The 13833-nt window shown below is 65.5% G+C and carries 16 protein-coding genes; 14 read left to right on the top strand and 2 right to left on the bottom strand.

The features are described from left to right. Positions 1-101 precede the first annotated feature (101 nt). The 8 genes from QLQ83_RS10010 to QLQ83_RS09975 all read left to right on the top strand — a co-directional run bounded on the left by QLQ83_RS10010 (position 102) and on the right by QLQ83_RS09975 (position 6487). The gene (locus QLQ83_RS10010; RefSeq protein ID WP_282735379.1) at positions 102-404 is read left to right on the top strand and encodes an urease subunit gamma; all 303 of its coding nucleotides are present in this window, start codon (positions 102-104) and stop codon (positions 402-404) included. A gap of 74 nt (positions 405-478) precedes the next feature. Next, entirely contained in the window at positions 479-799 is a 321-nt protein-coding gene (locus QLQ83_RS10005; RefSeq protein WP_282735378.1) for an urease subunit beta, read from the top strand. Continuing rightward, positions 796-2499: an urease subunit alpha gene (gene ureC / locus QLQ83_RS10000; RefSeq protein ID WP_282735377.1), complete on the top strand. Its 1704-nt coding sequence runs from the start codon at positions 796-798 to the stop codon at positions 2497-2499. The genes QLQ83_RS10005 and ureC overlap by 4 nt, the downstream gene beginning before the upstream one ends. Positions 2500-2723: 224 nt before the next feature. Next, positions 2724-3257: an urease accessory protein UreE gene (gene ureE / locus QLQ83_RS09995; protein WP_282735376.1), complete on the top strand. Its 534-nt coding sequence runs from the start codon at positions 2724-2726 to the stop codon at positions 3255-3257. After that, entirely contained in the window at positions 3247-3972 is a 726-nt protein-coding gene (locus QLQ83_RS09990; protein WP_282735401.1) for an urease accessory protein UreF, read from the top strand. The genes ureE and QLQ83_RS09990 overlap by 11 nt, the downstream gene beginning before the upstream one ends. Positions 3973-3981: 9 nt before the next feature. Continuing rightward, positions 3982-4629 carry an urease accessory protein UreG gene (ureG, locus tag QLQ83_RS09985; RefSeq protein ID WP_282735375.1) on the top strand — a complete coding sequence of 216 codons (648 nt, stop codon included), beginning with the start codon at positions 3982-3984 and terminating at the stop codon, positions 4627-4629. A 38-nt stretch (positions 4630-4667) separates the two neighbouring features. Continuing rightward, positions 4668-4895 carry a hypothetical protein gene (locus QLQ83_RS09980; RefSeq protein WP_282735374.1) on the top strand — a complete coding sequence of 76 codons (228 nt, stop codon included), beginning with the start codon at positions 4668-4670 and terminating at the stop codon, positions 4893-4895. A gap of 161 nt (positions 4896-5056) precedes the next feature. Beyond that, a complete protein-coding gene (locus tag QLQ83_RS09975) occupies positions 5057-6487 on the top strand; it encodes a phospholipase D-like domain-containing protein (RefSeq protein ID WP_282735373.1) in 1431 nt (476 codons plus the stop codon). Between the two features lie 38 nt (positions 6488-6525). Here the strand turns inward: QLQ83_RS09975 and QLQ83_RS09970 are convergent, their stop codons facing one another. Continuing rightward, complete coding sequence (locus QLQ83_RS09970; protein ID WP_282735372.1) at positions 6526-7455, bottom strand: YihY/virulence factor BrkB family protein; 930 nt, start codon at positions 7453-7455, stop codon at positions 6526-6528. A 99-nt stretch (positions 7456-7554) separates the two neighbouring features. Here QLQ83_RS09970 and QLQ83_RS09965 point away from each other — a divergent pair, with 99 nt between their 5' ends. Further along, positions 7555-8103, top strand: coding sequence for a YqhA family protein (locus QLQ83_RS09965; RefSeq protein WP_282735371.1), 549 nt, complete (start codon positions 7555-7557; stop codon positions 8101-8103). A gap of 344 nt (positions 8104-8447) precedes the next feature. On the opposite strand, the gene QLQ83_RS09960 is transcribed toward QLQ83_RS09965, so the two are convergent. Beyond that, on the bottom strand, positions 8448-9488 hold the full coding sequence (locus QLQ83_RS09960) for a serine hydrolase domain-containing protein (protein ID WP_282735370.1): 1041 nt from the start codon (positions 9486-9488) through the stop codon (positions 8448-8450). Positions 9489-9596: 108 nt separating this feature from the next. On the opposite strand from QLQ83_RS09960, the gene QLQ83_RS09955 reads away from it, so the two are divergent. From QLQ83_RS09955 to dcd, 5 genes are all read left to right on the top strand, one after another. Next, positions 9597-10271 carry a spermidine synthase gene (locus QLQ83_RS09955; RefSeq protein WP_282735369.1) on the top strand — a complete coding sequence of 225 codons (675 nt, stop codon included), beginning with the start codon at positions 9597-9599 and terminating at the stop codon, positions 10269-10271. Positions 10272-10325: 54 nt separating this feature from the next. Then, positions 10326-10739, top strand: a complete 414-nt coding sequence (gene arfB, locus QLQ83_RS09950; RefSeq protein ID WP_282735368.1) for an alternative ribosome rescue aminoacyl-tRNA hydrolase ArfB — start codon at positions 10326-10328, stop codon at positions 10737-10739. A 137-nt stretch (positions 10740-10876) separates the two neighbouring features. After that, the gene (locus QLQ83_RS09945) at positions 10877-12025 is read left to right on the top strand and encodes a coiled-coil domain-containing protein (RefSeq protein ID WP_282735367.1); all 1149 of its coding nucleotides are present in this window, start codon (positions 10877-10879) and stop codon (positions 12023-12025) included. A 153-nt stretch (positions 12026-12178) separates the two neighbouring features. Next, on the top strand, positions 12179-12979 hold the full coding sequence (gene apbC, locus QLQ83_RS09940) for an iron-sulfur cluster carrier protein ApbC (protein WP_407650101.1): 801 nt from the start codon (positions 12179-12181) through the stop codon (positions 12977-12979). 95 nt (positions 12980-13074) lie between these two features. Beyond that, complete coding sequence (gene dcd / locus QLQ83_RS09935) at positions 13075-13641, top strand: dCTP deaminase (protein WP_133637335.1); 567 nt, start codon at positions 13075-13077, stop codon at positions 13639-13641. The last annotated feature ends 192 nt before the right edge of the window (positions 13642-13833 follow it).

Here is a 13833-nt window from a genome sequence, read left to right as displayed (position 1 = left end):
ATTTGTGCAACTGTCATTCGCGCTGCAAGCAGCGCTCCCACAGGTACGGCGATCCTTGTGGTCATGACCCAAGATCACCCCCTTCACCTTGTGAGGCTCCCATGGAACTGACTCCCAGAGACAAGGACAAGCTGCTGCTCTTCTCGGCGGCCCAGCTGGCCGAACGGCGCCGCGCGCGTGGCCTCAAGCTCAATTATCCCGAGGCGGTGGCACTGATCAGCTTCGAGATTCTCGAGGGTGCCCGGGATGGACGCAGCGTCGCGGAACTGATGAACGTCGGCCGCGAGATCCTGACGCGCGATGACGTCATGGAGGGCGTGGCCGAGATGGTTGATGAGGTCCAGGTGGAAGCGACCTTTCCCGATGGCACTAAGCTCGTCACCGTCCACGAGCCCATCGTCTAGGGAGGGAAAAATGGCCTTCGTTCGCGCAGTTTTAGCTGTTTCTACAGCAGCCAAAAATGAAGAGGGAAAACTCAATGATTCCCGGTGAATATTTCTTGAAGGACGGTGACATCGCGCTCTGTGAGGGGCGTGATCGCATTACCGTCGATGTCGCCAATACCGGCGATCGCCCCATCCAGGTCGGCTCTCACTACCATTTCGCCGAGGCCAATGCGGCCCTGCGCTTCGATCGTGACAGGACGCTCGGCTATCGCCTCGACGTGGCCGCCGGCACCGCGATCCGTTTCGAGCCCGGTCAGATGCGCGAGGTGACGCTGATCCCCTACGGCGGCCGACGCCACATCTACGGGTTTCGCGGCTCCGTCATGGGCAGCCTGGAGGGAGACGTGCAATGAAAATCTCGAGACAGGCCTATGCCGACATGTACGGCCCCACCGTGGGCGATCGGGTGCGCCTGGGCGACACCGAGTTGTGGATCGAGGTGGAGCGCGACGCCACCCACTACGGCGACGAGGTGAAGTTCGGCGGTGGCAAGGTGATTCGCGATGGCATGGGGCAGAGCCAGCGCCATGACGAGGCGGTCATGGATACCGTGATCACCAATGCCCTGATCCTCGACTGGTGGGGGGTCGTCAAGGCCGATGTGGGACTCAAGGGAGGACGCATCGCCGCCATCGGCAAGGCCGGCAACCCCGACACCCAGCCCGATGTGGAGATCGTCATCGGGCCCGGCACCGAGATCATCGCCGGGGAGGGCAAGATCCTCACCGCCGGCGCCCTGGATGCCCATATCCACTTCATCTGCCCCCAACTGGTGGAAGAGGCGCTGATGAGCGGCATCACCACCATGCTGGGGGGCGGAACCGGGCCCGCGACAGGCTCGAATGCCACCACCTGCACCCCCGGGGAATGGCACCTGGGCAAGATGCTCCAGTCCGTCGACGACATGCCGATGAACATCGGTTTTCTCGGCAAGGGCAATGCCAGCCTGCCCAAGGCGCTGGAGGCCCAACTCGAGGCCGGGGCCATGGGGCTCAAGCTCCACGAGGACTGGGGGACCACCCCGGCCTCCATCGATAACTGCCTTACCGTTGCCGACGCCTACGACGTCCAGGTGGCGATCCACACCGATACCCTCAACGAGTCGGGCTTCGTGGAGGATACCCTGGCGGCCTTCAGGGAGCGCTGCATCCACACTTACCACACCGAGGGCGCCGGGGGTGGCCATGCCCCGGACATCATCACGGCCTGCTCGAAGGATTATGTACTGCCCTCGTCGACCAACCCGACGCGACCTTATACCGTTAACACCATCGATGAGCATCTCGACATGTTGATGGTCTGTCACCACCTCGATCCGAAGATTCCCGAGGATGTGGCCTTCGCCGACTCGCGCATCCGCCGCGAGACCATCGCCGCCGAGGATATCCTCCACGACATGGGCGTGATCTCGATGATTGCCTCGGATTCCCAGGCAATGGGGCGCGTTGGCGAGGTGGTATGCCGCACCTGGCAGACCGCCCACAAGATGAAGGTCCAGCGTGGCCTGCTGCCCGAGGACAAGGCTCTGGGGGCCGATAACGTCCGGGCCCGGCGCTATATTGCCAAGTACACCATCAATCCGGCCATCACCCACGGGATCAGTCATGAGGTGGGCTCCATCGAGGTGGGCAAGCTGGCCGACCTGGTGCTCTGGAAACCGGCCTTCTTCGGCACCAAGCCGGCACTGATCCTCAAGGGGGGCATGATCGCCGCCGCGCCCATGGGCGACCCCAACGCCTCGATCCCTACGCCCCAGCCGGTTCACTACCGCTACATGTTCGGTGCCTTCGGCCGGGCAGCGAGCCAGACGCGCCTGACCTTCGTCAGCCGGGCGGCGCTGGAGGCCGGCATCGGGGAGCGGCTCGGGCTGCGCAGTGCGCTCAGCGCCTGCCGCGATGTCAGGCTGGTCCGGAAGGGCGACATGAAGCTCAATGAGGCCTGTCCCGAGCTCTCCGTGGATCCCCAGACCTACGAGGTACATGCAGACGGTGAACTTCTCACCTGCGAGCCCGCCACCGAGCTGCCCCTGGCCCAGCGCTACCACCTGTTCTGAACCATGACGACATCGCCAAGCCAGCTTGTCATCGCGAGACCTCGCGTGAACGCTGACACCACGGGCGAAGCGACGCGGTCGATCTTCATGGATGAAGATCGAGGAAAGCCGGCACAGGGATGTGCCGTCTTTCCGACCGCGGGAGTCCGCACGGGGTGTCAGGGTTTCGGTCACGGGGCGTTGAGCGAGGGCAAGGCTGGCGGACGGCGAGGAGGCACATACCCATGCTGATGCTGATCGAACGCCTCGGGCCCATCGAGGCGAACCGTGCGACCGACACCCTGACGCTGCCCTATGAGCGGCGTGTGCTGGGCCGCCTCAAGGCAACGAGTGATGCCGGTCTCTCTCTTGGCCTGTTCCTGGACCGTGGCCCGGTGCTGCGCGACGGCGAAGGACTGCGAGCCGAGAGCGGGGAGGTCGTGCGGGTGAAGGCGGCCGTGGAACCGGTGGTCACCGCCCGCATTGCAGCGGGGCTGCCCCTGGCCCGGCTTGCCTACCATCTGGGCAACCGGCACGTGCAGCTGGCGCTGGGCGAGGACCACCAGGGTAGCTACGTGCGCTTCCCGCCGGATCATGTGCTGGAGGCGCTGGCCGAACGGCTGGGAGCTAGCCTCGAACGCCATGAGGCTCCCTTCGACCCGGAGTCGGGCGCCTATCAGACGCAGGAAGGGCATGCCGGTTCAAACGCTCATGCACACGCGCCTGGCCACTCACACGACGATCACCATCATGACCACGCGCCCCCCCATGCCCACTGAGGCCACCTTGCTGCCGTCGAGAGCGGGTCACGGCGATGACCTGGCGCTGCTGGGATTGCTGCAGCTGGTCAGTCCGGCCCTGCCCATCGGTGCCTTCGCCTTCTCCCAGGGACTGGAGAGCGCCTTCGAGCTGGGCTGGGTGACCGACGAGACCACCCTTGGCGAGTGGCTCGACGGCGTGCTGGAGGATGGCCTGACCCGTTGCGAGCTGCCGGCGCTGGCCCGACTGCAGGCAGCCTGGGGCGTGGGCGACCACGCGGCGCTGGCCGAGTGGGACACCTGGCTCGCCGCCAACCGCGAGACCGCCGAGCTCGCCGCCGAAGACAGCCGGCTGGGCGCGTCGCTGGCGCGTCTCCTGGAGAGCCTGGGGCTTTACCCCCCTGGCCCTTCGAGAGCGTCGCCGGCGATGCCACCGGGCGCTGGCTATGTGACCGTCTTCGCCTGGACGGCCCATGCACGCGGCGTGACCAGGCGCCAGGCACTGCTCGGCTTCGCCTGGGCCTGGCTGGAGAACCAACTGGCCGTCGCCTGCAAGGCGTTGCCTCTGGGCCATACCGCTGCCCAGAGACTGGTGGAACGGTTACGCCCGGCACTGGTGACCGCCGTGGACCAGGCCCTGGCACTGGAAGATGACGACCTGGGCCCGGTTCTGCCCGGGCTGGCCCTGGGTAGTGCCCTGCACGAGACCCAGTATTCACGACTGTTCCGAAGCTAGGAGAACGACATGACACATTGTCTGCGCGTAGGCGTTGGTGGACCGGTGGGCTCGGGCAAGACGGCCCTGCTCAAGCAGCTCTGCCGAGCGCTGCGTGATCACTATGATATCGCCGTGGTGACCAACGATATCTACACCCGTGAGGATGCCGATTTCCTGCTCAAGCACGAGGCCCTGCCGGCGGATCGCATCCTGGGGGTGGAGACCGGCGGCTGTCCGCATACCGCCATCCGCGAGGATGCCTCGATGAACCTGGCAGCCATCGACGATCTCCAGGCCCGCCATCCCGGCCTGGAACTGGTGCTGGTAGAGTCCGGCGGCGACAACCTCTCTGCGACCTTCAGCCCTGAGCTGTCAGACCTGACCCTCTATGTGATCGATGTCTCTGCCGGCGACAAGATTCCGCGCAAGGGCGGGCCCGGCATCACCAAGTCGGACCTGCTGATCATCAACAAGATCGATATTGCCGAGCAGGTGCATGCCTCGCTCGACGTCATGGCGCATGATTCGAAGACGATGCGCGGCGAGCGCCCCTTCGTATTCACCAACCTCTACGACGGCGTCGGGCTGGAGGACATCATCCGCTTCATCCTCGACCGGGGCATGTTGCCGGAGCGCCGGACACCGGGATGCCGGCCCCAGCCTGCCTCCGCCTGAGCCCTTCCATGATCCCTAATCACCAAGGAGACAGCCCCATGACTGTTCGTGTCTTTTCGATAACCCGCTTCGCTATCTCGGCCGCTGCCATGTTGCCGACCACTGTGGCCCTGGCCCATTCGGGCCATGGAGCCCCCTCGGTGCATGCCCATACCGGTAGCCCATCGATGCTGGCCGTACTCGGCATTGTTGCCTTGGGCGTGGCCTCCCTGGCGGGGCTGGCGCGCCTTATCCTGCGTCGCCGTCGACTGCGCCGCCAGGACTGAGCTGGCCTGTTTCGGTCAAATGGGCACCCGGCTTCGGCCGGGTGCACTGCTTTTTGCAAGGCCTGTCGCTATGCTGGCGGTTGACGTCGCCCTCTGGGGTGGCACGAACGACTGAGGACCTCATGGGCGGCATTCAGAAACTGGGGCAGGGGAGGCGGCGAATGTGGCCATGGATCGTGACGGCGTTGCTGGTGGCCTGGGTCGGGATGGGGACCTGGCAGAGCTACAAGCCGTTGCCCGAGGGTGTGTCCCGGGCCTTCCCGGAACGCGCTGCTGCCGAGGTACGCTTTCTCGCCGACGAGACCTGGTATACCCCCTCGGGGGAGCGCCACACCCGGCGGCAGATCTTCGATGAGGTGCTGACGTTGATCGGTCAGGCTCGGCGTCTGTTGGTGCTCGACATGTTCCTGTTCAATGACTTTGCTGGCGCTGCCGACGGCCAGGAGTTCCGGCCGCTGTCGGCGGAAGTCACCGATGCCCTGCTCGAGCAGAAGCGGCGTCACCCTGGCCTGGAGGCGGTGGTCATCACCGACCCGCTCAATACCCTATACGGAGGGCTGGAGCTCGATCATCTTCAGGCCCTGCGCGATGCCGGCGTCAGGGTGGTAATTACCGACCTGAATCGGCTGCGGGCCTCCAACCCGCTCTGGTCCGGGGGTTGGCACCTGGGCCCGCGCTGGCTCGGCAACGACAGCGACGGCGGCTTTCTGCCCAATGCCCTGGGGCCGGGGAGGGTACCGCTACGCAGCTACCTGGCCTTGCTCAACTTCAATGCCAACCATCGCAAGACCCTGGTGGTGGACCATGGCGATGGCTGGGCAGGACTGGTCACCTCCGCCAATTCCCACGACGCCAGCAGCCTCCACGGCAACGTGGCGTTGCGCTTCGAAGGGGAGGCGGCACTGGACCTGCTGGCCTCCGAGCGTCCGGTGGCAGGCTGGTCGGGCGTGAGCCTGGCCGGACCGACGCCACCCGATAGCCCCGAGGAGCCGCCCCAGCGGGCCAGGCTTCAGGTGCTGACCGAGGGCGCGATCCGCGATGCCCTGCTGGCAGCCATCGAGGCCAGCGGCGAGGGTGACCGGCTTGATATCGCCGTCTTCTATCTGGCCCATCGGGAGGTGATCGCCGCGCTGGTGGCGGCCAATGCTCGCGGGGTGGCCCTCCGCGTGCTGCTCGACCCCAACCGCGATGCCTTCGGGCTGGAAAAGGGCGGAATTCCCAACCGGCCCGTGGCCCGCGAACTCCATGAGGCTGGCATCCCGGTGCGCTGGTGTGCCAGTCGGGGCGAGCAGTGTCACAGCAAGCTGCTGCTGCGCCGTCCCGCCGAGGCCGGCGCCGAGGCCGAGATGATCCTCGGCTCTGCCAATTTCACTCGGCGCAACCTGGACGATCTCAACCTGGAGACCAGTGTGCGCCTGGCGGGGCCCGCCGAGACGCCGGCCCTGATCGACGCCGCGGCATTCTTCGAGCGTCGTTGGCAGGATACGCCGCAGCGGATCACCAGCGAGCCCTTCGAGACTCATGACGACACCACGGCCTGGCAACGACTGCGTTATCGCGTCATGGAGGCGACGGGGCTTTCCACGTTCTGACAGCTGATGGTGCATGCCGCGTTCTGAACGTGAACAGACTAGTCGACGTGCGTCACGGCCTGGCGGCGGGGATCGATGTGCCAGGCCAGGCCGAGTCGCGCATTGCGTTCCAGTTCGGCAATGACCTGGGCCCCGAGCAGCAGGATAATGGCCCCCACTTCCAGGCTCAGCAGCACGACCACCAGGGTCGCCAGGGAGCCGTAAACCGCGTTCACCAGCGAGATGTTGGCAAAGTAGAAGACCAGCAGCAGGCGCACCCCCTCCCATAGCAGCGCGGCGACGAAGCCGCCCACCACGGCGCGACGCAGGGCGATCTTCACCACCGGCAGGAACTTGTAGATGGCGCTGAACAGCAGGAAGACGCCGAGGAAGCTGGTCAGGTTGAGCATCGGCTCGGAGAGGCCGGCCAGCGGCAGTTCACGCTCGAAGAGGGCTACCCACAGGGCATTCATCGAGCTGACCAGGCTGACCAGGAGGGTCAGGGCCAGCAGGCCCGCCCCGAGTACCAGCATGAAGCCATAGGGCAGCAGCACCGAGACCCAGGCACTGCGCCTGGTCAGGTGCGTGTCCGGCGCGTGGAAGATGATCGCCAGGGCGTCCTCGAGCATGCGAAAGGCGAAGGAACTGAACAGCAGCAGCACAGGAAAGCCCAGTATGCCGATCACGTCCCGGGAGTCGAGGAGGGTGCGGACCGCCTCGAGCAGAACCTCGGCATGGGCGGGGGCCAGGTGGCGTGCCTGGACGGTGAGCACCTCGAGCAGGTGCTGCTGGTCGACCACGCCGGCCAGAAGTACCACCATCAGGGCGAACAGCGGCACGATGGAGAGCAGGATGTTATAACCCACGCCACCGGCAAGCAGGATGCCGCGGTTGCGCAGAAAGGCGCACAACACACGCCACAGGAAGTGCAGAACACGTGGCAGCAAGGTGAAGAGCAGACGTCGGTAGCGAACAGGTGGTGATGTCATCGGGGCTGCCGTGCGAGAGTGCTTGCGCCATCATAGGCGCTTTCGGCGTCGTCTAGTCAAACCCCCTTCCCGCAATGCCCTTGAATACAGGAGAGAGTCATGGACCCGGATTCCCGGCCCGAGCGCAAGTCGAAACGCAGCGAGCTTGAGCGACACTTCGAGGCCTTCCTCTGGAGCTCGCGCCTGATGGTCCTCTTGGCCGTGGTGCCGGCGCTGCTGGGGGCCCTGGTGCTCTTCATCATCGCCAGCCTGGATATCCTCTCGGTACTGGCCGATACCTGGCGCCACTACACCGGCGGGGGGGCCGACATCCACAAGAGCGTGGTCACCAATATCATCGTCGCCGTGGATATCTACCTGATCGCTCTGGTGCTGATGATCTTCGGCCTCGGGGTGTACAAGCTCTTTGTCTCGCGCATCGAGCCCGTCGAGGGGCGCGACCCCCAGCATCCCTTCAACGTCAGCTCCCTCGACCAGCTCAAGGACAAGATCGCCCGAGTGGTGATACTGGCCGTGATCATCGAGTTCTTCCGGGCCGTGGTGGGAATCAGCTTCGATACGCCGCTGGACGCCATCTACCTGGCGCTGTCGGTGCTGGCCCTGGCTCTCGCCCTTTACCTGATGGCGCTGGCGCACAAGCAGGAGTGACGGCGGGCTTGAGAACAGAGCCTGCCGTGCCGCGCCACCGGAGCGCCTGGGGGCCAATACCGCCCCTGGACGTGATCATGTTGCTTGCATTGCATGGTGAACGGCAAGGTGGTCCGGTCACCATCGCTGGCTACACTGAAAGGTGTCCTTCACAGAGGTCGCGGGCGTTGTCCCGCTTTCCCCTATGATGCGTCGGCAAGGAGAGCAACGTGCGAAACATCATCTATATCATTGGCCTGGTCGTGGTGGTGCTGTTCATTCTGTCCCTGCTTGGATTGCGCTGATTCACCCCCATTCCTGTCGCGGCACTTGAGGCTGGATCCCGACCTACGAGCTCACGCCACTCATTTCGCTTCCAGCATGCCCTCGACGAGGGCATGCAGTTCCTGCTGGAACTGCCCTCCAGGAGAAGGCGGATGAGGATCCGCCGTGATGGCGACGGTAAGTTCCCGCTCAGGAATCACGTAAAGTGCCTGGCCACCAAACCCCCTGCCGTAGTAGACCCGTTCGTCGGCCAGGGTCGTGACGAACCAGCCATAGCCATAGCCGTCGCCGGTCCAGGGCGATGTGCCCCGCGGCTGCCAGGAGGCTTCGACCCAGCCATCCGGCAACACGCGGGTGCCGTCGATCACGCCGTCGTTGCGATAGAGTTCACCGATCTGGACCAGGGCTCGCGGGGACAGACGCATGTCGTTACCGCCGAAGTAGATCCCCTGGGGATCGCGCGGCCAGGCGGGAATCGTGATGTTAAGCGGCTTGCCCAACAGTCGCCTCGCCAGCGCCAGGGTACTCTCGCCGCTGGCACGGGTCAGGGCGGCCGAGAGCAGGTGGCTCGACCCCGTCGAGTAGAGCATTCGCCCGCCCGGCTCGTCCACGAAGGGCCGCGACAGGGCGTCTCGCACCCAGTCGGGACTGGCCACCCAGGCACCGTAGTTGCCGCCGGAGGTGCGTTCGAGCCCGGCCTGCAGCGACATCAGGTGTCCGACGGTGATCTCCCGGACACGTGGATCGGCGTCGGCCGGCACCCTGTCGCCGAGCAGTTCGGCGACAGGCTGGTCGGGGGAGTCGAGCACTCCTTCCTCGATGGCGGCGCCGACCAGCGCCGCCAGTACCGTCTTGGACAACGACTTGATGTTGGCCGGCCGGTCGACCCCGGGCCCGCCATAGGCGCGTTCCAAGCGGATCTCACCCCGTTGGGCCACCACCACTGCGTGCAGGCGGTCGAGGCGTTCGGCCTGGGCGTCGAGGTGTTCCAGCGCGACCTGCGGGAGGACTGCCTGTTCAGGCGTCTCGCCGGCAGGCGCATGGCATGGCGACGCGGCAGCCAGCATAATGAGCAGGATACCCAGGGCGCGCAGGGTCTCGTAGGGGCGGGGGATCGTCATCGGGACTCCTTTGCGCGCTGTGATGTTGATCCGCGGGGGCGACCCGACATTCGAGGCGTCAGCGCCCTCAGGGTTCCACCCTATTTCTTACATTGCCAGCGAGGCAGCATGGCCAAGTTCGAAACGATCGATACGGCGATCATTCCGGGGCAGGGCAGCGAGCTGAGACTCCTGAAGCGCAACGACGAGTTCTCCATCCGCATCGCCGGGGCCCCCGGCGAGCTGATGAATACCCGCCTGCACGGCTCCGAGGATGCCCTGGCGGAGCTGGCCTGCCAGCGAGTCGCCGACCGCCCCGGCGCCCGGGTACTGGTCGGCGGGCTGGGCATGGGTTTCACCCTGGCCGCGGCGCTGAAGGCGCTGGGCGAGGACGCCGAGGTCGTCGTCGCCGAGCTGGTGCCGGGGGTGGTGGAGTGGAACCGGGGGCCGCTCGGTGTTGCCGCCGGTCGCCCCCTCGACGACCCGCGTACCCGCGTCAGCGTGGGAGATGTCGGTCTACTGCTGCGCCGCGAGCCTGGCGGTTTCGACGCCATCATGCTCGACGTGGACAATGGCCCCGAGGGGCTGACGCGCCGGGAGAACGACTGGCTCTACTCGCCTCGAGGGCTTGCCGCGGCCCAGCAGGCGCTGCGGCCCGACGGTGTGCTGGCGGTCTGGTCGGCAGGTCAGGATCCGGCCTTCACCGAGCGATTGCGGCGTGTCGGCCTGCTGGTCGAGGAGGTCACGGTGCGCGCCCATCGCCCCGGCAAGGGGGCCAAACACCGGATCTGGCTGGCAAGTTGACACACTATCGTACCCGACATCGGTCGGGCCCACTTTCACGACAAGGCAGACAGTATGCTGGAACTCTCTCGCCAGGTGAGCATTCCCGACCACGAGATCGAGATGCAGGCCGTGCGCGCCCAGGGGGCCGGCGGACAGAACGTCAACAAGGTCGCCACTGCCATTCACCTGCGCTTCGATATCCAGGCGTCGAGCCTGCCCGAGGGCTTCAAGGAGAAGCTGCTGGCACTGGGCGATCAGCGCATTACCCGCGACGGGGTGGTGATCATCAAGGCCCAGAGTCATCGCACTCAGGAGCGCAATCGCGCCGAAGCCCTGGCGCGACTCAAGGCGCTGATCAAGAGCGTCATGTACGCCCCGAAGAAGCGCATCGCGACTCGCCCCAGCAAGGGCGCCAAACAGCGCCGCCTGGACAGCAAGAAGAAACGCAGCCGGCACAAGGCGTTGCGCGGCAAGGTCGAGACATGACGTTGATAGGTGCATCGGAGATCGGGTGGCGACTCCACACCGGGCGTGTATGCTGAAAGTCGTGACGACGAAGGCTGGCCACCCTTGGCCGGTGACATCCAACCACGCAGGGGGATACATCGATGGCAGATACGTCGATGAGTGAGCTTTTCAAGGACAACCGCGTCAAGGGCCTGGCGGCCGTGGCGGTGGTTGCCATCATCTGGGCCCTGTTTGCCCAGTCCAGCGTCAGCTCCAGCAATGAGGCCCGCGAGTCGCTGCAGACGCGACTCGATAACGTCCAGGCCGAAAACGAGTCCTTGTCCGGTCGCGTCGAGGAACTTCAGAGCGCCGCGGGGAACCTCGATGAACTGGCAGCGCAGCGCAGCGAAATCGAGGAGCAGCAGCAGGCCGCTCAGGCCGAGCTGGAGCGCATGGAGGGCGAGGTCGCCACGGCGCGCACCGAGCTGGAAGAGGCCCAGGCCTCGGTAGAGGCGGTGCAGGCCGATCTGGAAGCCCGCCAGGGTGAACTCGAGGCCGCCGACGAAGCCCTCGCGTCCACCCAGGAGGAGCGACAGCAGGAAGCGCAGGCCCGCGACGAGGCCCAGGCGTCGCGTCAGGAAGCCGAGGAGGCCCGCCAGGCCGCCGAAGTTGCCCGTCAAGAAGCCGAGGAGGCCCGCCAGCAGGCCGAACAGGAGCGCAGCGACGCGGTCTCCGCCCGCGACGAGGCCCGTGCCGAACTCGAGGGACTGCAGGACGAGATCGCTTCGGCCGAGGACAATCTAGCCGGCCTCAACGAGGAGATTTCAGCCAGGCAGGAGGAGCGTGATACCCTCCAGCAGGAGCTCAGCGAGCTCGAGGCCAGCCGCGACGAGGCGAGTGAGGCGCTGGAGTCGACCCGTAGTGAGCTGGAGGAGGCCAAGTCACAGGTCGACCAGGCTCGCGAGACGTTCAAGGACCTCGAGGTCGCCATCAAGGTGGGCCGTGAGGAGGTCGCCGAGATCGAGTCTCAGGTCGAGTCCCGCCAGTCCCAGCTCGAGCGCCTGGAAGGTCAGCTCGAGACCTGGCGCAACGAACTGTCCCGTCTGGAGGAGAGCGTGCAGGCCGGGGAGGGGGACGGCGCGTCCTCTCAGCAGCAGTCCGGTACCCAGGAAGATGGCAATGGCGGTGCTGCCCAGCAGGGAACCGATACCCAGGAAGATAGTAACGCCGGTGCTGCTCAGCAGGAGTCGGGGTCCCAGGAAGATGACAACGGCGGTTCTGCTCAGGAGGAAGGTGAGGCCGAGGAAGAGGCCAAGTCAGACTGATCACCTCTTCGGAGCGGTCTAGCACGCATGACGGCGAGCCAAGGGCTCGCCGTCATGCGTTGGCAGGCATTGCATGGCAGGGCGACCCGCCGGGTATACTGACCTTTCGTGCCGCTTGCATGGCACCCCCAACTGAATAAGGAGCGAGTCGTGATCGAAGGGGTCAAGCATATCGTCGCCGTGGCATCCGGCAAGGGCGGGGTGGGCAAGTCCACTGTGACCGTCAACCTGGCATTGGCCATGGCCGCCGAAGGCTATCGGGTCGGCATCCTTGATGCCGACATCTATGGCCCCAGCCAGGCGCAGATGCTGGGGGTGGGCGAGGGCGTGCGTCCCCAGTCCGCAGGCGAGAATCGCTTCAAGCCGCTCGAGGCGCATGGCATCCAGGCCATGTCCATGGCCTTCCTGGTCGACATCCGCGAGCCCATGGTCTGGCGAGGGCCCATGGTCGCTGGCGCCTTTCAGCAGATGCTCACTCAGACCGTCTGGGACAATCTGGACTACCTGTTCATCGACATGCCGCCGGGTACCGGCGACATCCAGCTGACCCTGGCCCAGAAGGTACCGGTGGACGGCGCGGTGATCGTCACCACGCCCCAGGACATTGCGCTACTGGACGCGCGCAAGGGCATCGAGATGTTCCGCAAGGTCAACGTGCCGGTCCTCGGGGTCGTGGAGAACATGAGCCTGCACATCTGTTCCAACTGCGGCCACAGCGAGCCGATCTTCGGCGAGGGCGGGGGCGAGCGCATTGCCCAGGAGTACGAGACCCAGGTGCTCGGTCGCCTGCCCTTGACCCTGTCGATTCGCGAACAGGTGGATGGTGGGCAGCCCACCGTGGTGGCCGAGCCGAAGGGCGAGGTGACCGCGACCTTCCGCGACATGGCGCGCCAGGTCGCCGACCAGATCCGCGGCCAGGGCACCGAGGGACCCGAGATCTCCTTCAGCGAGTGAGATGGCTACTGCCGTGACCTTCCCTTCCGGGGCCGCTATGATGTGGCCCCGGTTTTCTTTCGCCGGTTCCCCTAGACACAGTGCAGGACGTTTCGATGAGCATCAAAGCCGACAAGTGGATACGCCGCATGGCCGAGCGGGAAGGCATGATCGAGCCCTTCGAGCCCGATCAGGTACGCTACGAGAACGAGCGGCGGGTGATCTCCTACGGGACGTCCAGTTACGGCTACGACGTGCGCTGCGCCGACGAGTTCAAGGTGTTCACCAACATCCACTCCGCGGTGGTGGACCCCAAGGGCTTCGACGAGAAGAGCTTCGTCGACATCAAGGGGGATGTCTGCGTGATTCCCCCCAATTCCTTCGCCCTGGCACGCACCGTGGAGTATTTCCGCATCCCGCGTAGCGTGCTGACTATCTGCCTGGGCAAGTCTACCTATGCCCGGTGCGGCATCATCGTCAACGTCACCCCGCTGGAACCCGAGTGGGAAGGGCATGTGACCCTGGAGTTCTCCAACACCACCAACCTTCCGGCGCGCATCTATGCCAACGAGGGGGTGGCGCAGATGCTGTTCCTGGAGTCCGACGAGGTCTGCGAGACCTCCTACAAGGACCGCGGCGGCAAGTACATGGGGCAGCGCGGCGTGACCCTGCCCAGGACCTGACAGCGCCGAGCTACAAGCGCCGAGCTACAAGCGCCGAGCTACAAGCGCCGAGCTACAAGCGAACCCCGAAGGCCGAGACCTTCGGGGTTCGCTTTTGCACGAGATCGTCAAATACTGCTGGCCGCTTGGCCGCTTGGCCGCTTGGCCGCTTGGCCGCTTGGCCGCTTGGCCGCTTGGCCGCTTGGCCGCTTG

It is taken from the genome of Halomonas rhizosphaerae (genome assembly GCF_030010555.1).
Taxonomy (GTDB): domain Bacteria; phylum Pseudomonadota; class Gammaproteobacteria; order Pseudomonadales; family Halomonadaceae; genus Halomonas; species Halomonas rhizosphaerae.
The sequence above is the reverse complement of the archived record's forward strand: the minus strand, read 5'-3'. Positions and strand labels throughout refer to the sequence as shown.